Here is a 23,040-nt window from a genome sequence, read left to right on the forward strand (position 1 = left end):
CAGAAAAAGCCCCAGAAAGGGGCTTCTCTTGAAAATATGAATGCCTGACGCAACTATGCTCCAAGCAAGGGTCTTGTCATGAAGGTCCGTCGTCCCTGCGGGACGCCTGACAGGGATAAAAAAGGGGTCGGCTCGGAGCCGAAACGCCAATTGGACACAAGAAGATCTGCTTTCAATTCCTCACCTCAAAACGTCACTGACGCTTCAGAGCAAGGTGGGCCAAGCCGTCTCAAAGAAACAGCCTGTTGCAGAAACTGCAACACAAAACCATACGGGATGAAGAATGCCCTGTTCCCAGTGAAAGAAATCTCCTTTCAACGGTCCAATTCAATAGTGGGTGTCACAGCACAAGTTCATGCGCCTTGCGCCTGCCGCTGGGGGCAGAAATGTGACCTTCGGGGAAGCTGGCAACGATCGGCGCTCGGGTCCAACCGTTCATCTGGCAAATGGATTTGTGTAAGCTTGGCGTTTGTTTTGGAAAGAATGCCGTTTGTTTCGGAAAAACGGCGGTAAGCGTTGAAGCCGTAGGCTTCGTACGTCGTCATCAGTTCGGATTTCATCACGAACTTATGACGACCAGGTCGTTGGTAATGCCTCCTTCTGTTTAGGTTTATGGTTTTCCATACCACGGCACTTTTGCAGATTTCCACTCGGGGCCCCGACTTTCTGCAGATTTCTTATTGCCGCCCGTCGCCTGCCCGCAGGCTGGCACGGTCACCGGCCCGGTCAATGCCAAGCCCTTTCGGGCGGATTCCCTTTGGTCATCCGGCCTTGACCAAACCGCCTTACCCGTGCCGTGTCAGTCTCAGGCGACGGTGACGGGGATGACGGCTGTGGCTCTGGTTCAAGGGATATTAGGGAAAACATATTGCGGGAATAGGCCGATTGAATCTCGTTTCTATTTGTAATGTTCCCCCACTGGTCCAACAAACCGATTCATTTCTTTGAGGAGAGTTCCCCATGAGAGAAGTGCGGAAGGACTGCCCAAGCTATACTCTTCGGCCCCCAGAAGAGAGGGGACTATCACAAGACGTCAACTGTAAAGACTCTTATGCCTTGGAACGCCAGAGTTCTTCGCCGCACTGTCTACACCGGTGCGACTGTCCAATCGTGCCATTTTTTGAAACGTAAAGCCTACTGCCTCCGCAATGTGGACATCGTACAAACTGCCCGTTTTTGAAGGAATTTGGACCTAACCTGTTTTGTGCCTGAGCATATCCTTGCTCAGCAGCCTTGGTATACCACTCCACGGCCTTGCGGGCATCCTTGGATACGCCTTCTCCATATTCATAACAAACACCTAACTTGTTTTGTGCCTGAGCATAAGATGTAAGCTTTAGAAGCTACTAGTGTTATATTCTAGTGGTTGAAAATATGCTTTGTGGCTACAAAATTGGGCCATTCCTCAAAAACATTTCCGTCAAGTACGTTCCCGCCCTTGTTTGGTTTACGGCCATGGCTTCCTATTTGTTTCAGCCAGAAGGGGACCCCGGCAATTTTGCAGGTGTCGCGGAGTTTCCTTGCCCATTCCGGTTTCATTTCTCGTGCGCCGTTCCCGGATTCACCTCCGGCAACAACCCAGTCCATGTCTTTCAGCATTTGAGGAACAAGGTCCGGTAAGTCGTCCAGTAGAGGTTCAAAGGTTACAGCCCGTACTGCAGCGGGAACTTTTTTCAAATTTTCAATGCGATAGAGATATTGGTTAGCCTCAACGGTCACGCCGGGCATGATGTTGGGGGTGTAATTAAACTCGTGGGCCAACTCGGCAAGCCGGGTGGAGCGTTTGGTCAGGAAATGAAAAGTATGCTGCGGGGCCTGATTCATGATGGCGAAGATTTCGCGCAGAAATTCAATCGGCACATCCCTGTGAAAGGTGTCCGACATGCTGTTTACAAAGTAAAAGGTCGGTTTTTTGCGTTTGAGCACAGCTTCCATGACTCCGGGATGGCAGGTGATCTTTGCTCCATTTTTATATTTTTGGTTTCCGAAGCTTTGCAGTCTGGGAATCATCCTCAGCGCATAGCAGTTTTGGCAGCCCGGACTGTGACGATCGCACCCGGTGATCGGGTTAATGCTGATTACCTTGGGACGATTGAATGCAGTTGTCATTTCCCCTCTCATGTTTTGATGAGAGCAGAGCCCGGCCCGTCTACCTTTTCGGTGGGCAGGCAGGCTCTGTTCCAATGAATAGAGTGTTTTTTAAGAATTCAAATCCAACAACTCGACCACAATGCGGTTGGCCGTGTCAGCGGCGGGCATGCAGACATCCTTGGGTGTGTCCGACTCGATGTATTTCGCGAATGCTTCCGGGTCTGTCAGGTCAACTCCGGTCAACTCGCGACAGTGAATGGTCTTCATCGCGGCTTCGAATCGACGTCGGAATTCCTGAATCACGGTCATGTTTTGATACCAGATTTCCTTGTTTTCAGCAGGACCTTGAGCAAGGCCGATAGCCATAATAGCACCGGATACGGCTCCGCACACGGCTCCGGTAAGTCCCATGCCGCCGCTGAATCCGGTGGCGATGTGCGGGATGATGTCGCTTTCAATGTCGAGCTTCTGGCTCACGGCCAGCAATACGGATTCGGATCAGGAAAAGCCCTGTTCCATGAAATGGGATGCAGTGTGAGTGGTCATCGTATTCTCCATGGTTATATTTTGATGATTGGTGGGGTGCAAAACTTGTTTGAGGATGTCTGTGTAGACCGTGGTGAAACGTCTGGCTGCTTCGGAATCAGGGGCCAGCATGTCAAAACCGTGATATCCATCGGCGCAGATATGCAGTTCAGTTGGTACTCCTGCATCCATCAACCGGCGGGCATATGCGATGTTTTCGTCGCGGAACAAGTCTGGCGAACCAACGCCGATGAAAGTCGGCGGCAGACCGCTTACGTCTTCAGCACGGATGGCGGCGGCATATGGTGAAATGCCCTCACTTCCGGGGGCTTTTTGTAGATACAGGCTCCAGCCTGCCAGATTATTGGCTCTGCTCCAGACTGGTGTGTCCGGGTGCTCAGGGCCTGCCTGCCCCACATTGGAGTCATCAAGCATCGGGTAGATGAGCAGTTGAAAGCAGAGGTCGATCTCTGCTCGGTCCCGAACCAAAAGACCGAGCCCCGCAGCCAATCCACCACCCGCACTTGCACCACCGATGGCAATGCGTTTGGGGTTGATCTCCAATATGTCGGAGTTGCCTGCCAGCCACTTGAGGGCCGTGTAGCAGTCTTCAAGGGGAGCCGGGAAAGGATGCTCTGGGGCCAGGCGGTATTCCACTGAGGCGACAACGCAATTCAGGGAAAGAGCCAGGTTGCGAGCAAGGGCGTCGTCCTGATCAATGTCGCCAAGCACATATCCTCCGCCATGAATCCAAAGCAGAGCGGGTAAAGTCTCTGGACGTTTCTCAGGTTGATAAATCCGCACCTTCACATCAGGTCCCCCTGTGGGGCCGGGTGCAAGGTGGTCTTTGCTCAGAATACCGGGGACAGCGGGCACAGCCTCATTCACTAAGGACATCAAATAGCTGAAAAACTTCCTTGTGCGTGGAAGAACATCAAAATCAACACCGTCTGGTACCATCTCTTCGTATGTGGCTAGGGCTGCAGCCAATTGCGGGTCATTAATTTGATGCATATTGATCATACTCCATGTGCCGGGTCAGGCTATTGTCGTTTGTTAAAGGGTAAACATCCCATTATCTGGTCGGATATGAGGACAGCAGCACATTCAGCAGGGTTTTCAAGAAAAGCACCGGTCTCAGTCCAAATCTGTACAAGCGAAAGTACAGTAAAGCTTGTTAGAATTTTTTTCACAAGGCCGGCCAGGATATTCCCCAACTGGCCTTGTGCCTGGCGAGACGTTGTTATTTATCAGCCCATTCCTGATGTTTTGCTTCCCATTCCTGGAAATCCTCCGAACTGAAGCGGACATAATCCCAATGACCATAACCCTTGGTAAAGTCCAGAACACAGCCCATTTCCGGGCGGATGCGATACACGGCCATGCCCTCTCCGGGGTAGGCGGTTTCACCTTCATATTGAGCGAACTGCTTCATATGGGGAAGACGTTCCAGAAACAGATGATACAGGTCGCCGATTTCGGCTTTGCTTGTCACTTTTTCGGCGCGGGCGGCCATGGTGATGCCCTGCATCTTTCCGAAGTCGTGGTCAAAGGAAGGTGTGAGCGTGAGGGAAACGCGTTCGTCCCGCTCGATGTTCTGCGCTTTGGACGCGGCTTCGTACGTCTGGAAGTACAGCGTCAGGCCAAGATTCCAGATGTCGACCACGTTCGCCTGGGGCCAACCATCGGAGCGTACCGTGGCGAGCGATATCTCACTTTGTCGTGCATACATGTCGAGTATGGTCTGGCGCAGTTCATCGTTCAACTTGGCAGGTTCGCCTGTGGGGTTCCAGTTGGCCATGATTTCGGTCATTTCGGCCACGAAATCTCGCTTTCCATCGTTTATTTTGATCATGATAGCTCCTTATTAGTCCATTTTGACTTCTTCTCCCATCAGCACTAAATCGGCGTGACCGAAGCCCTTGGTGAAATCAAGAATGGAGATCACAGTGGGGATGATGCGGAACTTGGTGATATTGGGGTCAGGGAAAACAGGATCACCGTCATTGTATGTGATGTCAGCCAATTCCGGCATTTTTTCGAGCAGCAAGCGGGTGCATTCCTTGGCAGTTTCCTCGTTTGTGACGGGTTCTGCGTAGCCTGCCAGCGAAATACCGCAACCATTGGCAACGTTTTCATAGAAAGGTGAAATGGCGATGGAAACACGGTTGTCACGTGCGATATTGAGAGCCTTGGACGATTTAGTGAAGGTCTCGAAATAGATATTCTCTTCCATGCTGACAAAGCCTACTGTATTTGCCTGCGGCCAGCCGTCTTCACGAGTGGTGCAGATGACCATGTCTTTGCACTGCCCAAGGATTTCAATCATTTTCAAGCGCAGTTCTTCGGTCATTTCTGTGGCCCCGTTGCCGTAGACCCTTCTCTTGATCACTTCGTCAATTTCGTTTTCAGCCAGCTGCTTTTTGTTATTCAGGTCGCTCATTTGCTTCTCCTTTTTTGCTATCTTACTGGTAGGTAAGTTGAGCTTGTTTAAAAAATGCAATTGGCTGAATCCAAAAGTTTCATGCCAATTGCTGAAATCTATTCTGCTTTCATACCAAGCAGGAGTTGGTGCATGGTTTTTGTGAACACCTCTCCCCCTTCGGCCCGTGAATTCAGCAATGCACCGTGGATTGCTGCCTGCACAAGATTGGCCTGATCTTCAGGGGAACCTTCAAATCGCATGGTTCCCTGCTCGCGCCCTAACGTCAAAGTCTTGGTCACCCAAACTTTGTCGCATTGATATACTTTGCTGACGCCAATCTGAAGAGACTCCGGGATGACATAGTGCTCAACTTGCAACACTGCAACAATGCATACTTTGCCAGAACCGATAGTCATTCGTTCTAGCTCTGAAACGTAAAATTTAAGCCTTTCCACTGCTGAAACGCTGCTACTATCAGCATGGTTATGAAGCTCAATTGTATGTTCAAGGTATTGCTCAAGTAGAGCATTACCAAGAATTTCCTTGGAGCGATAGTGACTATGGATGGCCGCCTTGGTTATGCCGAGCCGGTCAGCTATGTCCTGATAACTGAACGCGCTGAAAACACGTGTTTGCAGTAATTCAAGGGCAATATCGAGTATTTGCTGTTTTCTGTCGCTCATTGCTTGCCTCCGTTAAAAACGTGAATAACTTACCAGTAGGTAAGGTGTCAAGCCATTTGTAAAGACCGTCTAGTCTCTACACCTTCCCAACCTTTCGGTTTGGGCTTGGCGGCAAATAAGTCCTATTTAATTAGTCGGCTGTTGTGTTGATTGGGGTCAACAAGAATGGCATTCAAAGGGTCGTGGATTAAGGTTGGACCTTGACCCTTTCTAAGTGAACAAGCGAAATGTCCAGCTTTGAACTTAGAACATGTGGGAAAGCATGTATGAATTTTACCCAAAAAACAGCAGAATCTGCCTTGAATAAAAAAGGAATATTAAAAAGAAGGAGCTGCCATCATTGAAAATGATGGCAGCTCCTAGCATTTCGAAAATATGGTGAACCTTTTGGGCAAAAGGACCTTTGCCCCTGCCTCCACATTTCGTGGCCCTCCCGTGTCTTCAGTCGTGTTAAACACGGCTTACCTGTGAACGGTGCGACCTACAAGTGCCTGAAATAACGAAAATAAGCGGCCTTCACGTTTCTTTTCCGCGCCCCTGCCCGCCGGAGGCGTCTTATTAAATGGAGATAACCAGCGGCACGACGACGGGGTCGCGGTCGAGGACTCTTCTGAAGAAGCGGCGCAGCGCGGAGCGGATGCGTTCCTTGAGTTTTTTGGTGGATCCGGGGGGGATGTTTTCGTGCACATCAAGGACGATGCATTTGGCGTCTTCAAGCAGGTGCGCGTAGCGCTGTTCGAAGACGAAGCCCTTGGAGACGATTTCGGGGCCGACGCTGATTTCGCCGGTGTTTTCGTCCACCACGAGCAGGACGATGACCATGCCTTCTCCGGCGAGGAGCTGTCTTTCCTTGAGCACGCTCTGCCCGACGTCGCCGACGCCTTTGCCGTCAACGAGAATCTTGTCTGCGGAGACGGGGGCTTCGTATTCGACGCCTTGCTCGGTGAAGGTGAGGGGCTGGCCGTTTTCTATGACGATGGCGTTTTCGTCTTGAACGCCGCAATCCAGGGCGAGGCGTTTGTGTTTGACGAGGTGGCGGTATTCGCCGTGGACGGGGATGAAGTATTTGGGCTTCACGGTTTCGAACATGATTCGCAGTTCTTCGCCGTGTGCGTGTCCTGAGGCGTGGATGCCCTGTACGCGTTCATAGAGGACTTCGGCGCCGAGCTTGTAGAGGCGGTTGATGACCTTGGTGATGGCTCGCACGTTGCCGGGGATGAAGCGGGATGAGAGCAGGACGAGGTCCCCTTCCTGAATGGAGAGCTGGCGGTGCTCTCCGGTGGACATGCGCGAGAGCGCGGCGAGGGGTTCTCCCTGCGAGCCGGTGACGAGCAGCACGACTTCGTGGTCTTCGTAGTCGGACAGCTCGTCGATGGTGATTAGGGTGTTCTCGGGAATCTTCATGTGGCCGAGATCACGGGCGAGGTCGACGTTCCGCGACAGGCTTCGTCCGCTGACGGCCACCTTGCGGTTGCAGGCTTCGGCGAGGTCGAAGACCTCCTGCATGCGCTGAATGTGGCTCGAGAAGAGCGTGACCAGAATGCGGCCCCGTGCCGAATTGAATATTTCGCGCAGGGAGGATTTGATTTCGCGCTCGGTGAGGGCGAACCCGGAGCGCTCCACGTTGGTGGAGTCCGAGAGCATGAGGGTCACGCCGTCTTCCGAGAATTTCTTGAAAGCGTGCAGATCGGTGGCGTGTCCGTCCAGAGGGTTGCGGTCGATCTTGAAGTCGCCGGTGTGGACGATGCGCCCGACGGGCGTCTCGATGCCGAGGCCGAAACCTTCGATGATGGAGTGGCAGACCGGGATGAAGTTGAAGGCCATGTCCCCGAAGTCCACGCGTTCGAGGTCCGCGACGGGGACGAGCTCGGTCCATTTGTCGAGTTCGTGTTCTCGCAGTTTGTTTTCAACCAGCCCGAGGGTGAAGAGCGAGCCGTAGACAGGGGCGTTGACCTGTTTGAGCAGCCAGGGCAGGGCGCCGATGTGGTCCTCGTGCCCGTGGGTCAGGATGATGGCCTTGAGCTTGTCCTTGTTCTGGACGATGTGGTCGAAACAGGGGATGACCACGTCCACGCCGTAGAGATAGTCCTCGGGAAACATGAGGCCGCAGTCCACGATGACCATGGAGTCGGGCGTCGAGTAGAGCATGCAGTTCATGCCGATCTCGCCGAGTCCGCCCAGCGGCGTTATTGTCAGTTGCGGGTCGTTAGCCATTTTCTTTCTCGCTTCTGAGGTCCTGATAGGCATCGGTCATTATCTGCCGCAGGTCGTTTTTGAAGACGTCCCGCTCCTTGAGGGTGTAGCGCGACGGATCGATGATGGGCAAGACTTTGATTCGGATGGTGCGTTTTCTGTTGAAGAGAAGTTTGCCGGGGGGCAGCAGGTCGTGCGTGCCTTCCATGACGAAGGGCACCACGGGCAGCCCGCACTTGAGGGCGATGATCATGCCCCCGGACTTGAAATCCATGAGTTCTTCCGGGTTCTTGTTGCGCGTGCCTTCCGGGAAGATGAGCGGGGAGACGCCGCTGTTGGCTATCTCCACGGCGTGGCTGATGCTTTTCATGGCGGCCCGGCGGTTCTCCCGGTCTATGGGGATGTTGTCGGCCTCCTTGAGGGCGGGGCCGAAAACCGGGATGTCGAACAGACTCTTTTTGGCCACGAAGCGGATGCGGTTTTTCTGGAAGATGGAAAAGACGAGCGGGATGTCGAAGTTGCTCTGGTGGTTGCCCATGAAGACGTAGTGGCCCTCCGGGTCCAGATCCCCCAGGTCCGCCTCCACGCGGATTCCCGCCAGCTTCACCAGTGTGGTGGCCCATTTGATGGGAACGGGGTCGAGCTTGTCGGCGGAGGCGCCCTTTCTTTTGAGGCGGATCATTTTCAGGCTGTACCAGACGGTGACGGGGGCGATGCAGAGGTAGAAAAGAAGGATGCGAAACATCGGTATTCCTTGTCGGGAGATCGGAAGGCTTTCGGCGCTTCCTCTTCGTATGGACGCAGCCGGGATGCCCGGTGAGAGCTGTGCAACGGGGTGCGGCGCTGCGTCGTCACTGCCGGGCGGTTCCATGGCCGCCGCGGACGGATTGCAAATGAATGTCGCGGTTGACGCGGTCGTCATTAAGTATCCGAAAACGGTTTGCACCACAAGGGCGGCAACGCGGTTGATCGTTTCGGGAATGGGCCGGAACACACGCAAAAGCGGGCGATTCCCGAAGAACCGCCCGCTGTTTGCGTCATTGTTTGATGAGATGGTTATTCCTCGTCGTCCCTCTTGTTCTCGGCGATGACCTGTTCGGTGATGTTCGGCGGGCATTCTTCATAGTGGGAGAACTCCATGAAGAAGGTGCCCTGACCGCCGGTCATGGCGTTGAGGGAAGGCGCGTACTTGAGCATTTCGGCCATGGGCACGTGAGCCTTGACCTCGGTGACGCCGGACTGGGACTCGGAGCCGAGCACCTTGCCGCGGCGGGAGGAGAGGTCGCCGATGACGTCGCCCATGAAGGAGTCGGGCACGGCAACGGTCACGGTCATGACGGGCTCAAGAAGCGCCACCTGTCCCTTTTCGGCGGCCTTCTTGAACGCCAGCGAACCGGCGACCTTGAAGGCCATCTCGGAGGAGTCCACGTTGTGGTAGGAGCCGTCGTAGAGGGTGACCTTGAAGTCGATGACCGGATATCCGGCGAGTACGCCGCGCTGGGCGGTCTCCTGAATGCCCTTGTCAACGGCCGGGATGAACTGGCGCGGGATGGCGCCGCCGACGATCTTGTCTTCGAAGACGTATCCGGTGCCGGCGGGCTGCGGCTCCACGTTGATCCAGCAGTCGCCGAACTGCCCGCGTCCGCCGGACTGCTTCTTGTGGCGGCCCTGAACTTCCTGCGCCCCGACCTTGAAGGTCTCGCGGTAGGGAACCTTCGGGGTTTTCAGCACGATGTCCACCTTGGAGCGGCGTTTGGCGCGTTCCACGGAGACCTCGATGTGGTTCTGGCCCATGCCGGAGAGCAGCACGTCGGAGGATTCCTCGTCGCGAGAGAGCGTGAGGGTGATGTCCTCTTCGAGCAGCTTGCCCACGGCGGCAAAGACCTTGTCCTCGTCGCCCTTTTCTGCCGGGGCCAGCGCGTAGGTGATGAGCTGAGGGGCCAGCTCGGGCTTGACGATCCTGAAGTCGTCCTTTTCGCCAACGAGGGTGTCCCCGGTGTGAGTGCCCTTGAGCTTGGCAAGGGTGACAATGCTCCCGGGGCCCATGGGGGTTTTGGAGGTTGTCTGTTCCTTGCCGGTCATGAGATTCAGCTGGCCGATGCGTTCCTTCTCGCCGTTCACGGAGTTGGCGACCACGGAGTCGGGCTGAAGGGTGCCGGAGCAGACGCGCACCACGGTGAGCTGACCGGCGAAGGGGTCGGCGATGGTCTTGAACACGAAGCAGGACAGGGGCTCGTCCGGGGAACTGGCGCGCTCGCCTTCCTCGCCCTGCCAGGGCTTGTGCTCCAGCGGGGACGGCAGCAGGGTCTGAACGGTGTCCAGCAGCTGTCTGCCGCCCTTGTTTTCCAGCGCGGAGCCGACAACGACGGGGACCAGCTCGCCGGACAGCACGCCCGCCTTGAGGCCCTGGGTGATCTGATCCGGGGTCAGCTCGCCCTCTTCGAAATACAGTTCCATGAGCTCTTCATCGGACTCGGCGATGTTCTCGATCATGGTCTCGCGCATGGCTTCCACTTCGTCGGCGATGTCGGCCGGGATGTCGCCCTCGGATGCCTCCCCGTCGTCGCCGAACATGAGCGCCTTGCCGGAGAGCATGTCCACCACGCCTCGGAAATCCTCTTTGCTGCCGATGGGGTAGTAGAGCAGCACCGGACGCATGCCGAGCATCTCGGAGAGTCCGTTGAAGGCGCTGTCGAAGTCGGCGCGGTCGCGGTCCATTTTGTTGATGAACACGATGGAGGGCAGCTCCGCGTCGGTCACGCGCCCCCATATCTTGCGGGTCAGCGGCTTGACGCCATCCACCGCGTCAACCACGAGCACGGCGCCGTCCGCGGCCTTCACGCTGAAGGACAGGTCGCCGTTGAAATTTGATGCTCCCGGCGTATCGATGAGGAAGTGCTGGTTCTTGTTCCACTTGAAGTTGGCGAATCCGGGCTGAATGGAGCCGCGGCGCTTGATCTCCTCGGGTTCGTAATCCAGTACGGTGTTGCCCTCTTCAACCTTGCCGAGCCGATTGACGACTCCGGCCTTGTACAAGAGCATTTCCGCGACCGAGGTCTTGCCGCTGCCGCCGTGGCCCACAATGGCGTAGGTTCTCTGCGTGTTCAGATCCGACATGTAGTACTCCCTCGATATAGTGTGATTTTTTCAATACGGACGGCCCCCCGGGGCACGCCATTGAAAGCACCGTGTAAAATTTCCAGTAGTGTAGTGCTATAGGAAGCGGGGCACTACGTTGTCAAGTACAACCGGACGTAATTCAAGGCGGTTGGGCTGTTTGACGAGCTTGAACAGGGGGGCTTTTTGTGGTCTATTCATGCACGGAGGACTTCGTCATGCCCCTGATCGACTATACGGAGCGAATCGAGCGTTTGCAGCGGGGACTGGGCCGCGCCTTCGAGGCCGAGCCATGGGCGCTGAACCTGCCGGGCAAGTCGATTGCCTGCAAACTGGACCAGTACTATTATCTGGCGGTCATGCCCGCCTTTGTCGAAAAACTGGCCCGCTACTCGGGGCTGTTCCCCGAGAGCGTGGTGGAGACGCTGGTCAGGACCGGCAACCTCATTACGCGTCCGCCGAAGCGCGATCCCGTGGTGACGCTTGGCGTCACGTGGAGCGGCAAGGTCTATGAGATAAGCGCCGCCTTCGTGGAGGCGGATTTCATTGACCGGGCCATCATGGTTCACGGCGGCATGGAGAGCGGACTCAATGTGTCGGAGCTCAAGATTGCCGCCGGCTCACGGCAGGCTGTGGAAGAGCTGTTCGAAGGCAAGACCGCGCCGCAGGGGTTGGCCTTTGCGGGCTGAGTCCCCGGTTATCATGGGACGCGACCCGCTGACGGGGCATGATCCCGGGCATGGTGAGTGTCCGGCCGGCGGCCCGTTTCCGTATCCACGCACGCGAAAACCATCCGGAATGCCATGACAGCAACCAACGAAGACAGGCCGCTGAAAATCGGTCAGGCCGCCTCGAAGCTCGGGTTGAAATCCTACGTGCTTCGCTACTGGGAAACCGAATTCTCCATGTTGCGCCCCATCAGAACCGAATCCGGACAACGGCTTTACGGACCTGAACAGATGCGTATGCTGGAAGAGATCAGGTCTCTCCTCTATGAGGAGGGGCTGACCATTGAAGGTGCGCGCAGGCGGCTGGAGAGCGGTGAAGAGCGCGACACGCTGGCCGAGGTCAGGCACGAGCTGATGGAGATAGCCAGACTTCTCGAGTGAACAAGTCCCGGGAGGGAACATGCGCAAGGTTCTGAAGTGGATCATGATAGCAGGAATTGCAGCCGTCATCCTCGGCGCCGCCGCCGCGGCATACGTCAAGAGCCGTTTCGAACCGGAACGCCTCAAGCGCGACCTGGCCGGGATCGTCATGGAGCAGACCGGGCGAACTCTGGAGATATCCGGCGACATGAAGCTCACCTTTTTCCCCGGCTTCGGCGTCAGGCTCCACGACGCGACCCTTTCCAACCCGGACGGTTTTGACGATGATCCCATGCTGCGAGTGGGGATGGCCGACGTTTCCGTGAACATCATGCCGCTTCTTTCCAAGCGGATCGAGATGGGCGACGTGGAACTGGAAGATGTGACGTTCCGGCTGCTCATCGATGAAAACGGTCGCTCGAACCTCGAAGGGCTGGCGGGCAAGGACGAGCCTGACGAGAAGGGCGTTGAAGGAGACAGCGGCGCGACCTATTCGTTCCGGGCCCAATCCCTTGAAGCCGCCAGACTCCGCTTCATTCTGGACAACCGTCAGGACAACCGATCCCTTGATCTCTCCGACATAGATTTGAGCGCGACGCCGGTGGAGCTCGGCAAGCCCATGAAGGTGCGCACCTCGCTCGGCGTGGCCCTCTCCGATCCCGGACTGAAGGCCGATGCCTCGGTTCGCTGTACGGCGGTGCTCAAGCCGTTTGAAGACACCTATTACCTCAGGGACATATCCGGCAACGGCAATCTCGCCGGGGCGGTGCTCAGGGACGGCGCGGTCGAATTCGACCTTCAGGCCGATTCGCTTGATGTTCACCCTCAGGCGCGGCGGCTGGTGTTCGGCAATCTCGGCCTGGAAGCCTCGGGCGAAGCCCCGCTCGTGCCTTCCCATGATCTTTCGGGCTCGTTTTTCGTGGAAAAGGGCAGCATCGGGTTTGCCGACGAGGTGCTCAAGCTCTCGGAGTACAGGCTCGCCGCATACGGCGCCCAGCTGACCGGCAGCGTGGAACTGGACGGCTTCGCCTCGGCTCCTGCGGGCAAGGCTGTCATTCGTCTGGCCCAGTGCACTCCGGTGCAGGTCTTCAGGAATCTCGGGTTTGATCTGCCGGAAATGAGCGGTCCGGACGCGCTTTCCGAAGCGCAAGGCGAACTGACGGTTGACCTTAAAAAGGACACCGTGGACATCAAAAAGGCCATGCTGGTGGTGGACGGACAGAGCATAGAAGGCAAGGCCACCATGTCCGGCTTTGAAAAACCGGAATACATCGTGGACATTGCCGCCGATTCACTCAATATCGACCCGTATCTGCCCCCTCGCGGCAAGGCTTCTGCTTCCGGAGCAGGGAGTGACGAACCCGCATCCGGGCCGGAGACGAGCGCTTCCTCCGGCACTGAAGCCGACAACGCCACGGGAGCCGTCGCGTCCAATGCGACCGGCGCGGCCGATGTGGAGTCGAACGCAACGGTCGAGAATGCGTCCAACGCCACGGCCGGACCGGAGGAAACCGCGACATCCGACAGGGATGGCGCTGCCGAGTCGGTTGGGAGCGAGGGCGTTCTTCCGGTGGAGATGCTCAGAGAGCTGCGGCTCTCCGCCGATCTGGAAGCCGGGACGCTTCAGGTGCGCGGCGTTCGTTTCGACAAATTCAGCGCCAAGGTGCGCGCAGGGGACGGCGTGGTCTGGGTGAAGCCGCTGAAGTTCGAGAGCTATGGAGGCAGGGTGGTCGCCGCCGCCGTGGCCGATGTGCGCAAGGCCTCTCCTCACAGCGGTGTGGCGATCCATGTGGACGACATTCAGGCCGGACCGCTCGCCAAGGGCTTTGCCGGACGGGACGATATCGCCGGAAACATCGACTTCGCGGGCCATGCGCACTCCAACGGCAACACGGTCCCCGCCATGCTCAAGACCATGAACGGAGCCTTCAAGTTCGATGTGCAGGACGGCGTGTTTCCGGGCGTCGACCTCAAGGGCATCACGGAAAAGACCGAGCAGCGGAAGGACAAGGGCGGTACCATCAGGGCCACCAAGGATTCCCGGACCAAGTTCGGGGCCGTCACCGGCAGCGGTGTCATCGAAGACGGAGTGCTCTTCAATCCCGACCTGAGCATCAAGGCGCCGGGCCTCCGCGCCGTGGGCGACGGCAGCGTGAATCTGTACGACGGAGACCTCGGCTATGTGGTCAAGGCCAAGCTGGTGGCCTCGTCCAAGGGACAGGGCGGCGAGTCGTATGGCGATATGACGGGCATTGCCGTTCCCGTCCGGCTGGGCGGCACCATCACGAATCCCTCGTGGTTCGTGGATGTGACACAGTATATTCAGATTCTCAGCGGCGCCGTGGTGGGAACCGTGGGCGACGTCATCTCCGGAGTGGGCAACATTTTGACCCTCGGCGGCCTTTCTCGTCAGCAGGAGAAGGAGAAGATGAAGGAAATCAAAGCACTGCGTGTTGATGACGATCCCCGGAAAGTCATAGACAGGCTCGAAGCCGAGTTTTAGACTTCAGCACTATACAATTTGCCGAATCGTCACCGGACCGCCCTGTCTCTCGGGGTGCGTCCGGTGTATTTCTGTTGGCACCCAAGGAGACTCGAATGAAGAAAATACTTTTCCTGTGTACCGGCAATTCCTGCCGCAGCCAGATGGCCGAAGGATGGGCCAGGCATCTCAGGCCCGATATTGCTGCGTTTTCGGCCGGCATCGAGAAGCACGGCATCAACCCTTACGCGGTGCGCGTCATGGCCGAGGAAGGCGTGGATATTTCCGGCAACGAATCCAAGCTGCTCGACGAGTTGGGCGAGGTGGAGTTCGATTACGTGGTGACGCTCTGCGGCCATGCGAACGAGACCTGCCCGTTTTTCCCCGGATCTGCCAAACGGGTGCATCGGGGATTCGATGATCCGCCGGCGCTGGCAAAGGAGTTGGAGGACGGGGAGGCCGGCGTCGACGTGTATCGTCGAGTTCGCGACGAAATTCGCGAGATGGTGAAGGGGATTCCCGCCAGTCTTGAAGAGTAGGGCTACTTGCCCGCGAGGTCGCGCAGTCTGCCGTAGGCGTCATCCAATGTGGACTGCTCCGTGACGAGCTGGCGAAGGTAGTTGTTGATGGGGCCGACCATGGCGATGGCTTTGTCCACCTCCGGGTTCGCCCCCTTTTTGTATGCACCGATGTTGACCATGTCTTCCACGCGGTTGAAGGTCGCCATGTGGCGTGTCACCTCTCGTCCGTCCTGCTGAACCTGCTCAGGGGTGATGTCGGAGCGCAGGCGGCTGACGCTCTTGAGCACGTCGATGGAAGGGTAGTGACCCTGATCCGCAAGCTCGCGTGTAAGCACGATGTGGCCGTCGAGGATGGAACGCACGGCGTCGCAGACCGGCTCGTTGAAGTCGTCGCCGTCCACGAGAACGGTGTAGATGCCGGTGATCGAGCCCTTGGGGTTCTTGCCCGCGCGCTCCAACAGCTGGGGCAGGTGCGCGAAGACGCTCGGCGTGTATCCGCCGCGGGTCGGCGGTTCTCCGGCGGCGAGTCCCACCTCGCGTCCGGCCATGGCGAAGCGCGTCACCGAGTCCATCATCAGCAGGACGTCCTTGCCCTCGTCGCGGAAATATTCGGCGATGGCCGTGGCGGTATAAGCCGCGCGTTGCCGGATGAGCGGGCTCTTGTCGCTGGTGGCCACCACCATGACGCTGCGGGCCATGCCTTCCTCGCCAAGACTGTTCTCCATGAATTCGACCACTTCGCGGCCGCGCTCGCCGACGAGGGCGATGACGTTCACGTCGGCCTCGGTGTAGCGGGCCATCATGCCCATAAGGGTGGACTTTCCTACGCCTGAGCCAGCCATGATGCCCACGCGCTGCCCCTTGCCGAGGGTCAGCAGACCGTTGATGGCGCGCACGCCCACGTCCAGCGGTTCATTGATGCGAGGCCGCTCCAGCGGGTTGGGCGCTTCCCGGTGCAGCGGGGCATACCCGGTCGGGCCAAAGCCGCCCTTGCCGTCCAGCGGCTCGCCGAAGGCGTCCACGGCCCGGCCCAGCATTTCGGAGCTGACCGGAATGTGCGGCGGGACGTTTGAATTTCGGATGAGGCTGCCCGGTCCGATGCCGCGCATGTCGCGGTAGGGCATGAGCAGGCATGAGCTGTCGCGGAATCCCACCACCTCGGCGGCGATGGGGTCGCTCTCGTCATCCGGCATCAGGTGGCAAACCGCGCCCAGCGGAGCCTTGATACCCTGGCCTTCGGCAATGAGGCCCACCACCTTGGTGACCTTGCCGAAGCTCTGGCACGGGTCCAGCTCTTCGAGAAGACTGATCGAGTCCCTGCAGTCGATGCCCATTTATTCTTCCGGGGAGTCGTCCTGCGACGTCTGCGTCAGGGTCATCTGCTCGAGGATGAGGTCCACGGCGGCCCAGCGGGAGTCTACCGTGTTGTCCACGCGGCCCTGCGCGGTCTCCACGACCACGCCGCCGTTCTCCAGCGCCGGGTCGGGCCGCAGCTGCCAGTGGCCGATGCCGGGGTTGCGTTCTTTGGCCTGACGCATGAGCTCGTCGAGCAGCTCCTGGTCCTGCGGGGCGCAGCGGATGGTCAGTTCGCGCTGTTCCTCGAGCTTGGTCAGGGCCTCTTCGAGCAGGGCCGTCAATGATTCGACGCGCTGCTCGGAAAGTTCCACCTGAATGGTCTTGGCCACGGCGGCCTTCACGAGCGCGAGGAGGTCGTCGCGTCTGGCGCTCCAGAGGTTCCGCCCTTGACTGTCGAGCGACTCCACGGCGGCCTGAAAGGTCTGGCTGATGGAGGACACGTGCTGGTCGAGCTGCTGCTGCGCCTGCGCGAGACCCTCGTTGTAGCCTTCCTCGTGCGCGGAGGCCTTGAGGGCGTCTGCCTCCTTCATGGCCTTGGCGAGGATGTCCTTGGCCATGGCCTGCGCGCGGGCCCGAACGCGGGAGGTGTACTCCTCGTCGATGGTTTCGTCCCACATCAGGCGCTTCTTCCCTTCAAGCTCCTGAAGGCTCATCTCATTGGGCCCGGGAGTGTCCATGCCCATGATGACCCGGCCGGAGTTGCGGGTTCTGACCGGTTCGTCGGCGCTAGACGAAGACATCGCCGCTTCCTCTGCTGATGACTATCTTGCCCTCGTCCTCCAGCCTGCGCACGGTCTTGACCACGTTCTGCTGGGCGCTTTCCACCTCGGAGAGCTTCTTCGGCGGCATGATCTCGAGGTCTTCCCGGATCATGGTGCTGGCGCGCTCGGACAGGTTCTTGAAGAACTTTTCCTTGAGTTCGTCGCTGGCTCCCTTGAGGGCGACGGTGAGGTCCTCGTTGGAGACCTCCTTGAGCACTTCGCGGATGGCCACGTCTTCGATCTGCTTGATGTCTTCGAAGACGAACATGAGGTTCCTGATGTCTTCCGCCATCTGTGTGGATTCCTCTTCGATTTCGGAGAGGACGTCCTCTTCGGTGTTGCGGTCCACCGCGTTGAGAATCTCGGCAACGGCCTGTACGCCGCCGACCTTCTTGCCTTCTTTGCCGCCCATGGCGATGAGCTGGCTTTGCAGGACCTTGTCGACTTCCATGAGCATGTCCTCCGCAACGGCTTCGAGTTTGGCCAGGCGCATGAGCACCTCGGCGCGGACGCCTGCCGGAAGGTTGCTGATGAGCTCTGCCGCCTGATCCGACTGCAGGTGGCCGAGGATGAGCGCCAGCGTCTGCGGGTGCTCGTTCCTGAGTATCTGGGCCAGAATGCGCGGGCTGACGTTCTCCAGCTCCTGGAACGGCGTGGGCCCGGTGTCCAGATCGAGCATGTCCATGATGTACTTCGCCGTCTCCGCGTCCAGCGACTTGGTCAGTATGCGTTTGACCTGATCCGCGCCGCCCACGAGCAGTTCCGCACCGTAGGCGAGGGCTTCGTTGTATTCCTTCAGGACTTCGAGCACCTGCTCCTTGGGGATGGAGTCGGTTTCGAGCATGGCCTTGGATACGGCCGCGATCTCGTTTCGCTCCAGGCGCTTGAATACGTCCGCCGTGAATTTCTCGCCCATTGCGAGCAGCACGATGGCGGTTTTCTGGGGGCCGGAAAAGTCGCTCACGGTCTAAGCCTCCTGAGTGAGCCAGCTCTTGAGCAGACGCACAGCCTGATCCATGTTCTCTTCCGAGAGCTGGGAGGCGTGGGCCTTGGCGTTCTCCAGACGACGGGTGGTGTCCAGAGCTTCCTCGTCCACTTCGTCCTCTTCCAGCGCCAGGCGTTCCGCGCCGGGCAGGCCCGCCATTTCTTCCACCTCGTGTTCGGTGACGCGGGGGCGGATCAGGGCCATGATCACCGGCCTGACGACCAGGATCAGGAAGAGGAAGATCAGTATGCCGTTGAGGAAAGGCTTTCCGAGGCGCTGCGCGTATTCCAGCATGGTGCGCATGAGCGTCTGGGAATCCACCGGTTCGGGCTCGCCGAAGGAGACGTTGGTCACTTCCACGGAGTCGCCCCTGACCTGATCGAAACCGGCCGCATTGGTGACGAGGTTGCGGATCTTCTCCATCTCCTCGGCGGTGCGTTCCTCGTAGGTGAACGTGCCGTCCTCGTTTTCAGCGTACTTGCCGTCCACGATAACCGCAATGCTCAGGCGCTGCAACTCTCCCACCGGAGCGATGATGTTTTCTTCCTGCTTGTTGATCTCGAAGTTGGTGGTGCGTGTCTCGCGGCTGGAGTCCTGCGTTGTCTGCGTGCCGGTGAAGCCGTCGCCGCGGAAGTTCACGTCGGGCTCGCCGCCTGCCATGGAGGCCGCGCCCTCGGTGGTTTCCTCGCTGCGGGTCTCGGAGCGGACCACGGAGCCGTCGGGGTCGTAGGTTTCCTTGCGGATTGTCTTCTGGCTGAAGTCCATGTCGGCGTTGACGCGCGCGATGACCTTCTCGGGGCCGACCACGGGGCCGAGCAGCTCCATGATGCGGCGTTCCAGCTTGCGTTCGTAGGTGGTCTTGTACTCGAGCTGAGTGTTGGACATGCCCACGCCGGTCTCGTCGTCCTGCGGCTCGTAGAGCGGCAGCCCCTTCATGTTGGTGACGGTGATGTGCTTTTCGTCGAGTCCCTCCACGGACATGGTCACGAGGTTGACGATGCCGCGGATTTCCTTGTCGTCGAGTTTGCCGTCGTTCTTGAGCTTGAGCACCACGGATGCGGACGGCGGAACCTGCTCCTCAATGAACAGGGACTTGTCCGGGATGACCAGATGGACGCGGGCGCGTTCCACCTGGGGAAATTCGCTGATGGTGCGGGCCAGCTCGCCCTGAAGGGCGCGCGTGTAGTTGACGTGCTGGACGAAGTCGGTCTGGCCGATCTTCATCTCGTCGAAGATCTCGAAGCCGATGCCCTGGCCGTGCAGGTTGCCTTCCCCGGCGATCTTCAGGCGGAGTTCGTAGACGCGGTCGGCGGGGACGAGGATGGTGGAGCCGTTGTTCTGGAGCTTGTAGGGCTCCTTGGAGGCCTGAAGCATGTTCACGACCTTGGAGGCGTCCTCGGGGTAGAGCTTGGTGTAGAGCACCTTGTAGTCGGGCCGGTTCATCCAGTAGACCATCAGGATGAAGGCGATGATGACAGACACGGCCAGTCCGCCGATGAGCACCCGCTGGGGCAGGGTGCGGTCGGACCAGAAGTTGGTGACCTTGTTCCAGATGTCTGTGATGAAGCTCGGCATGGTTTCTCTCCGCTGGGTGGCTCGTCGCTCTTGGTTGCTTTATCCCGTCAGGGCTAGAGGGGCATCTGCATAATTTTCTGATATGAGGCCATGACCTTGTTCCGCACGGCCGTGGTCATGGACATGGCCAGACCGGCCTTCTGCATATGGATCATGAGTTCGTGCACGTTCTGGTTCTTGCCGGACGCGAACTCCTCGATCATCTTCTTCTTTTCGCCCTGGAGTTCGTTGACCCGTGCCAGAGAGTTCTCCACGGTGTCGCCGAAGGGCGTTCTGGGCTGTTCCGGCTTCTTGAGGTTCTCGTTGACCTTGGCCGTCATCTCGCGCTGCTGCTTCTGCTGCGCCATGGCCCTGCCGTATGCCTGCATTGCTGCTGCGGACTTGACATTCATCGTCTCTTACTCCTCAGGCTTCCTAGCCCGCGCCTATCCGCGTGGCCTTCATGAACATGCGCTTGACGGACTGAACCGTCTGGACGTTTGCCTCGTAGGACCGGGTGGCGGTCATCATGTTCGCCATTTCCTCCACCACGTTGATGTCCGGGTAGAAGACGTAGCCCTGGTCGTTGGCGTCCGGGTGGCTGGGGTCGAAGACCTGCTTGAACGGGCGGTTGTCATTGACCACGCCGGTGGCCTTGACGCCGTGCAGATCGCGGTTCTTCTGGTCCCACATGGCCTGATCGAAGGGCGAGTACACCGGGGTGGACTCGAAGGACACGCTCTTGCGGCGGTATGGGCCGCCTTCCATTGTGCGTGTGGTCCGGGCGTTGGCGAGGTTCATGGAAACGACGTTCAGGTACGAACGCTGCGCCTTGAGGCCGGACGCGCTGATATCTAAGGCGGTCATGAAATCCATGATTACATGCTCCCCTTGGTGATGACTTTTTCCATGCCGGTGAAGTTCTTCTTAATGACCTGACTCAGCGCGTTGTACATCATGGAGTTCTTGGCCATGGTGGACATTTCCTTGTCGATGTCCACGGAGTCTTCACCGTATACCTGCTTGGCGTGGAATTCCTTCCAGTTGTTGCCTTCGAAGGAGTTGGCGTCGAACGCTGCCGGAAGGTGGCTCTCCTGGGTGCGGGTCATCTTCCCGCGCTGGTCCAGCGCCAGAGCGTCCTGCATCTTTTCCTCGAACTCCAGCCTGCGGGGGCGGTAGTTCGGGGTATTCTGGTTCGCAATGTTTCCGGTGACAACGTTTTGACGTTCCAGCCGGAGGTCAAGAACCTTTGCGGTAATGTGGATGTGCGATCCGAAAAGTCCTTTCATGCCTGTGTCTCCTGCATTTTCAGCCGTTTTCTCCCCGTGGCCGGAAAAAAATTCCGGGCGGTTTCGGGTGAGCTTAAGCAATCGGTGTTCCATTTTGTGTAAGTAGTTGTTTTGAATTACTTTTCTTTTAGGGTGGCGTGAGGGTGCGTGCCTGCCTCAGTCCGAAGTGTCAGCTTCATGGCTGACATGGCGGTGGCAAATAGTTCCATTTCCAGTGAAATAAAGAGGATATCGTGGTGTTCATTGTTTTTAGCTATTTATTTCAAAGGGATGTGGTTTTGGTGCGCGGGCGGCCACAGAGTTTTCTGGCTTGGTGAAAGTTTTTGGCACACGCGTTGCTTAAAAGTGCTCAGGCACATTCGCCTGACAACAACTTCCGTCCGCAACCACAAACCGGACGGGACATCCTTTGGAGGGGAAATGTCATGAGTGGTCATCTTGATTACGAAATCAACAAGGAACTGGGTGAGTGCTACCTGTTCATGGGTGAACTCGAAAAGGCCGAGGAATACTACCTCAAGGCCATCGGTTCCAACGGCATCCATTCCGATCCCTACATCGGTCTGGCCACCGTAGCCATCCAGCGCGGTGCTCTCGAGGAGGCCCTCGAGCTGTACGGCAAGGCCCACGCAATCGAGCCCACCGACAAGAGTTTTTCCGGCATCGGGCTCATCCGCATGGAACTCGGCGAGCATGAGGCTGCCTTCGAGCAGTTCGCCGACGCCCTTCGGAAGAACCCCGAAAACATGGTCGCCCTGTTCAGCCTCATCAGGCTTGGACATGAGCTCGACCGCCTGAAGGAGATCATGCCCTTCCTGGAGAGTCACCTGGAGGTGGCTCCCGACAACAAGGAAGTCCGCTACTCCCTGGCCGGCTGCCTCGTCTGCCTTGAACGAAAGGACGAAGCCGCCGACCATCTGAACAGGATCCTGGAAGCCGACCCGGAGCACGAGGCGGCCAACGAACTCCTGAACCAGATTCAGGCGTAGCCAACGGTATCTCCCCTCCCGTTGGTCCCCCGCGCCCGTCGCAATGGGCGGCGTGAGTGCGGGGGACCAGCCTCACACGAGGCCGGGAGCGTCGCGAACCATATCAGCGGGGCAGTGCGCCCGCCGCTTGCCTTTGCGGTGCAAATCCGGCACAACCACCCAAAAAACATTAGGGGGTTGTGAATGGACCTGTTGCCCGTCAAGCGCGCATTGTTGAGCGTCACCGATAAAAGCGGCCTTGTGGACTTCGCCCGGTTCCTCGTGGACAACGGAGTGGAGCTTGTTTCCACAGGCGGTACCAAGAAGAAGATCGCGGAAGCCGGCCTCCCCGTCATTTCCGTGAGCGACGTCACCGAATTTCCCGAAATCCTCGGCGGAAGGGTCAAGACCCTGCATCCGAGGATTCATGGCGGCATCCTTGCCGACAAGGATGACCCGTCGCACATGCAGACCCTCTCCGAGCTGGACATCGCGCCGTTCGACCTCATCTGCGTCAATCTCTACGATTTCGCCAAGGCGGCCGAACAGGAGCTGCCGCTCAAGGACGCGGTGGAGCAGATCGACATCGGCGGTCCCTGCATGCTTCGCGCTTCCGCGAAAAACTACCACAGCATCGCGGTGGTGCCCGGCCCCGAATACTATGAGCGCATCATGGAAGAGCTGCAGGACGGCGGCCTCACCCTCGGGTTCCGCAAGGAAATGGCGGCCCGCACGTTCGAGCTCACCAGCCGTTACGACGGCATGATCTCGCAGTATCTTGCCTCTCACGAGGAATAAGACTGACCATGCCTCCTCCCCGGTCCCGGGGAGGACGTTTTTCTTGAGCGAGAGGACCGAAATCGGGTATTCTCATTCAGGAGCTTTTTTCCAAGACGCCCGGTCTTTGCCACTAACGACAAGACCGTGCGGCAGACGCCACCGGCGTGAAACCAAAGGAGCACTCCCATAGCACAGAAGGCGCGCGGCAATACGCAGGGATTA

24 protein-coding genes and 1 pseudogene are annotated in these 23,040 nt (G+C 58.1%); 7 read left to right on the forward strand and 18 right to left on the reverse strand.

Translation table 11 applies throughout. The annotated features are described in order from the left end of the window. Nucleotides 1-353: 353 nt before the first annotated feature. The 5 genes and pseudogenes from BR24_RS00945 to BR24_RS00965 all read right to left on the reverse strand — a co-directional run bounded on the left by BR24_RS00945 (nt 354) and on the right by BR24_RS00965 (nt 3,639). Nucleotides 354-560, reverse strand: a complete 207-nt coding sequence (locus BR24_RS00945; RefSeq protein ID WP_496539641.1) for a hypothetical protein — start codon at nt 558-560, stop codon at nt 354-356. Between the two features lie 489 nt (nt 561-1,049). Beyond that, a pseudogene (locus tag BR24_RS00950) lies at nt 1,050-1,310 on the reverse strand (tetratricopeptide repeat protein); the annotation flags it as partial. A gap of 49 nt (nt 1,311-1,359) precedes the next feature. After that, nucleotides 1,360-2,109, reverse strand: coding sequence for a DUF5131 family protein (locus BR24_RS00955; protein WP_496539642.1), 750 nt, complete (start codon nt 2,107-2,109; stop codon nt 1,360-1,362). A 90-nt stretch (nt 2,110-2,199) separates the two neighbouring features. Next, on the reverse strand, nt 2,200-2,577 hold the full coding sequence (locus BR24_RS00960) for a C-GCAxxG-C-C family protein (RefSeq protein ID WP_496539643.1): 378 nt from the start codon (nt 2,575-2,577) through the stop codon (nt 2,200-2,202). A 12-nt stretch (nt 2,578-2,589) separates the two neighbouring features. Further along, nucleotides 2,590-3,639: an alpha/beta hydrolase gene (locus BR24_RS00965; RefSeq protein WP_496539644.1), complete on the reverse strand. Its 1,050-nt coding sequence runs from the start codon at nt 3,637-3,639 to the stop codon at nt 2,590-2,592. 56 nt (nt 3,640-3,695) lie between these two features. On the opposite strand from BR24_RS00965, the gene BR24_RS00970 reads away from it, so the two are divergent. Then, nucleotides 3,696-3,797: an AraC family transcriptional regulator gene (locus tag BR24_RS00970; RefSeq protein WP_496539734.1), complete on the forward strand. Its 102-nt coding sequence runs from the start codon at nt 3,696-3,698 to the stop codon at nt 3,795-3,797. A gap of 62 nt (nt 3,798-3,859) precedes the next feature. Here BR24_RS00970 and BR24_RS00975 read toward each other — a convergent pair whose 3' ends face one another. The 6 genes from BR24_RS00975 to fusA all read right to left on the reverse strand — a co-directional run bounded on the left by BR24_RS00975 (nt 3,860) and on the right by fusA (nt 11,034). Then, nucleotides 3,860-4,471 carry a pyridoxamine 5'-phosphate oxidase family protein gene (locus tag BR24_RS00975; RefSeq protein ID WP_496539645.1) on the reverse strand — a complete coding sequence of 204 codons (612 nt, stop codon included), beginning with the start codon at nt 4,469-4,471 and terminating at the stop codon, nt 3,860-3,862. A 12-nt stretch (nt 4,472-4,483) separates the two neighbouring features. Further along, on the reverse strand, nt 4,484-5,059 hold the full coding sequence (locus BR24_RS00980) for a pyridoxamine 5'-phosphate oxidase family protein (protein ID WP_496539646.1): 576 nt from the start codon (nt 5,057-5,059) through the stop codon (nt 4,484-4,486). 98 nt (nt 5,060-5,157) lie between these two features. After that, nucleotides 5,158-5,724 carry a TetR/AcrR family transcriptional regulator gene (locus BR24_RS00985; RefSeq protein WP_496539647.1) on the reverse strand — a complete coding sequence of 189 codons (567 nt, stop codon included), beginning with the start codon at nt 5,722-5,724 and terminating at the stop codon, nt 5,158-5,160. Nucleotides 5,725-6,282: 558 nt separating this feature from the next. Next, nucleotides 6,283-7,938 carry a ribonuclease J gene (locus BR24_RS00990; RefSeq protein ID WP_496539648.1) on the reverse strand — a complete coding sequence of 552 codons (1,656 nt, stop codon included), beginning with the start codon at nt 7,936-7,938 and terminating at the stop codon, nt 6,283-6,285. Then, nucleotides 7,931-8,662: a lysophospholipid acyltransferase family protein gene (locus tag BR24_RS00995; protein ID WP_496539649.1), complete on the reverse strand. Its 732-nt coding sequence runs from the start codon at nt 8,660-8,662 to the stop codon at nt 7,931-7,933. The genes BR24_RS00990 and BR24_RS00995 overlap by 8 nt, the downstream gene beginning before the upstream one ends. A gap of 311 nt (nt 8,663-8,973) precedes the next feature. Beyond that, nucleotides 8,974-11,034: an elongation factor G gene (fusA, locus tag BR24_RS01000; RefSeq protein WP_496539650.1), complete on the reverse strand. Its 2,061-nt coding sequence runs from the start codon at nt 11,032-11,034 to the stop codon at nt 8,974-8,976. 218 nt (nt 11,035-11,252) lie between these two features. Here fusA and BR24_RS01005 point away from each other — a divergent pair, with 218 nt between their 5' ends. From BR24_RS01005 to BR24_RS01020, 4 genes are all read left to right on the forward strand, one after another. Then, on the forward strand, nt 11,253-11,723 hold the full coding sequence (locus tag BR24_RS01005; RefSeq protein WP_496539651.1) for a hypothetical protein: 471 nt from the start codon (nt 11,253-11,255) through the stop codon (nt 11,721-11,723). A 114-nt stretch (nt 11,724-11,837) separates the two neighbouring features. After that, nucleotides 11,838-12,143, forward strand: a complete 306-nt coding sequence (locus tag BR24_RS01010) for a MerR family transcriptional regulator (RefSeq protein WP_496539652.1) — start codon at nt 11,838-11,840, stop codon at nt 12,141-12,143. Nucleotides 12,144-12,162: 19 nt separating this feature from the next. Further along, nucleotides 12,163-14,625 carry an AsmA family protein gene (locus BR24_RS01015; RefSeq protein ID WP_496539653.1) on the forward strand — a complete coding sequence of 821 codons (2,463 nt, stop codon included), beginning with the start codon at nt 12,163-12,165 and terminating at the stop codon, nt 14,623-14,625. A 95-nt stretch (nt 14,626-14,720) separates the two neighbouring features. Next, complete coding sequence (locus BR24_RS01020) at nt 14,721-15,143, forward strand: arsenate reductase ArsC (RefSeq protein WP_496539654.1); 423 nt, start codon at nt 14,721-14,723, stop codon at nt 15,141-15,143. A gap of 2 nt (nt 15,144-15,145) precedes the next feature. On the opposite strand, the gene BR24_RS01025 is transcribed toward BR24_RS01020, so the two are convergent. The 7 genes from BR24_RS01025 to flgB are packed head-to-tail and all read right to left on the reverse strand — an operon-like array spanning nt 15,146 to nt 21,070. Then, nucleotides 15,146-16,459 carry a FliI/YscN family ATPase gene (locus tag BR24_RS01025; RefSeq protein ID WP_496539655.1) on the reverse strand — a complete coding sequence of 438 codons (1,314 nt, stop codon included), beginning with the start codon at nt 16,457-16,459 and terminating at the stop codon, nt 15,146-15,148. Further along, a complete protein-coding gene (locus BR24_RS01030; RefSeq protein ID WP_496539656.1) occupies nt 16,460-17,221 on the reverse strand; it encodes a FliH/SctL family protein in 762 nt (253 codons plus the stop codon). Continuing rightward, complete coding sequence (gene fliG, locus BR24_RS01035; protein WP_496539657.1) at nt 17,208-18,206, reverse strand: flagellar motor switch protein FliG; 999 nt, start codon at nt 18,204-18,206, stop codon at nt 17,208-17,210. The genes BR24_RS01030 and fliG overlap by 14 nt, the downstream gene beginning before the upstream one ends. Nucleotides 18,207-18,209: 3 nt before the next feature. Continuing rightward, nucleotides 18,210-19,802: a flagellar basal-body MS-ring/collar protein FliF gene (fliF, locus tag BR24_RS01040; protein WP_496539658.1), complete on the reverse strand. Its 1,593-nt coding sequence runs from the start codon at nt 19,800-19,802 to the stop codon at nt 18,210-18,212. 53 nt (nt 19,803-19,855) lie between these two features. Further along, complete coding sequence (fliE, locus tag BR24_RS01045) at nt 19,856-20,194, reverse strand: flagellar hook-basal body complex protein FliE (protein ID WP_496539659.1); 339 nt, start codon at nt 20,192-20,194, stop codon at nt 19,856-19,858. Between the two features lie 22 nt (nt 20,195-20,216). Continuing rightward, nucleotides 20,217-20,657, reverse strand: a complete 441-nt coding sequence (gene flgC, locus BR24_RS01050) for a flagellar basal body rod protein FlgC (RefSeq protein WP_496539660.1) — start codon at nt 20,655-20,657, stop codon at nt 20,217-20,219. A gap of 2 nt (nt 20,658-20,659) precedes the next feature. After that, on the reverse strand, nt 20,660-21,070 hold the full coding sequence (gene flgB / locus BR24_RS01055; protein ID WP_496539661.1) for a flagellar basal body rod protein FlgB: 411 nt from the start codon (nt 21,068-21,070) through the stop codon (nt 20,660-20,662). A 425-nt stretch (nt 21,071-21,495) separates the two neighbouring features. On the opposite strand from flgB, the gene BR24_RS01060 reads away from it, so the two are divergent. Continuing rightward, nucleotides 21,496-22,059, forward strand: a complete 564-nt coding sequence (locus tag BR24_RS01060; RefSeq protein ID WP_496539662.1) for a tetratricopeptide repeat protein — start codon at nt 21,496-21,498, stop codon at nt 22,057-22,059. Nucleotides 22,060-22,242: 183 nt separating this feature from the next. Continuing rightward, a complete protein-coding gene (locus BR24_RS01065; protein ID WP_496539663.1) occupies nt 22,243-22,836 on the forward strand; it encodes an IMP cyclohydrolase in 594 nt (197 codons plus the stop codon). Nucleotides 22,837-23,040 lie beyond the last annotated feature (204 nt).

The sequence above is a fragment of the Pseudodesulfovibrio halophilus DSM 5663 genome, assembly GCF_059568665.1.

Bases quoted from the DNA above. Each gene is read 5' to 3' on its own strand.
- BR24_RS01015 (WP_496539653.1), top strand. From the start codon at position 12,163: ATGCGCAAGGTTCTGAAGTGGATCATGATAGCAGGAATTGCAGCCGTC.
- BR24_RS01030 (WP_496539656.1), bottom strand. From the start codon at position 17,221: ATGTCTTCGTCTAGCGCCGACGAACCGGTCAGAACCCGCAACTCCGGC.
- BR24_RS01005 (WP_496539651.1), top strand. From the start codon at position 11,253: ATGCCCCTGATCGACTATACGGAGCGAATCGAGCGTTTGCAGCGGGGA.
- fusA (WP_496539650.1), bottom strand. From the start codon at position 11,034: ATGTCGGATCTGAACACGCAGAGAACCTACGCCATTGTGGGCCACGGC.
- BR24_RS01020 (WP_496539654.1), top strand. From the start codon at position 14,721: ATGAAGAAAATACTTTTCCTGTGTACCGGCAATTCCTGCCGCAGCCAG.
- fliF (WP_496539658.1), bottom strand. From the start codon at position 19,802: ATGCCGAGCTTCATCACAGACATCTGGAACAAGGTCACCAACTTCTGG.
- BR24_RS01010 (WP_496539652.1), top strand. From the start codon at position 11,838: ATGACAGCAACCAACGAAGACAGGCCGCTGAAAATCGGTCAGGCCGCC.
- BR24_RS00995 (WP_496539649.1), bottom strand. From the start codon at position 8,662: ATGTTTCGCATCCTTCTTTTCTACCTCTGCATCGCCCCCGTCACCGTC.
- BR24_RS00990 (WP_496539648.1), bottom strand. From the start codon at position 7,938: ATGGCTAACGACCCGCAACTGACAATAACGCCGCTGGGCGGACTCGGC.
- BR24_RS01060 (WP_496539662.1), top strand. From the start codon at position 21,496: ATGAGTGGTCATCTTGATTACGAAATCAACAAGGAACTGGGTGAGTGC.
- BR24_RS00980 (WP_496539646.1), bottom strand. From the start codon at position 5,059: ATGAGCGACCTGAATAACAAAAAGCAGCTGGCTGAAAACGAAATTGAC.
- BR24_RS00955 (WP_496539642.1), bottom strand. From the start codon at position 2,109: ATGACAACTGCATTCAATCGTCCCAAGGTAATCAGCATTAACCCGATC.
- flgB (WP_496539661.1), bottom strand. From the start codon at position 21,070: ATGAAAGGACTTTTCGGATCGCACATCCACATTACCGCAAAGGTTCTT.
- BR24_RS00985 (WP_496539647.1), bottom strand. From the start codon at position 5,724: ATGAGCGACAGAAAACAGCAAATACTCGATATTGCCCTTGAATTACTG.
- BR24_RS00965 (WP_496539644.1), bottom strand. From the start codon at position 3,639: ATGATCAATATGCATCAAATTAATGACCCGCAATTGGCTGCAGCCCTA.
- flgC (WP_496539660.1), bottom strand. From the start codon at position 20,657: ATGGATTTCATGACCGCCTTAGATATCAGCGCGTCCGGCCTCAAGGCG.
- BR24_RS00945 (WP_496539641.1), bottom strand. From the start codon at position 560: ATGAAATCCGAACTGATGACGACGTACGAAGCCTACGGCTTCAACGCT.
- BR24_RS01025 (WP_496539655.1), bottom strand. From the start codon at position 16,459: ATGGGCATCGACTGCAGGGACTCGATCAGTCTTCTCGAAGAGCTGGAC.
- fliE (WP_496539659.1), bottom strand. From the start codon at position 20,194: ATGAATGTCAAGTCCGCAGCAGCAATGCAGGCATACGGCAGGGCCATG.
- BR24_RS01065 (WP_496539663.1), top strand. From the start codon at position 22,243: ATGGACCTGTTGCCCGTCAAGCGCGCATTGTTGAGCGTCACCGATAAA.
- BR24_RS00975 (WP_496539645.1), bottom strand. From the start codon at position 4,471: ATGATCAAAATAAACGATGGAAAGCGAGATTTCGTGGCCGAAATGACC.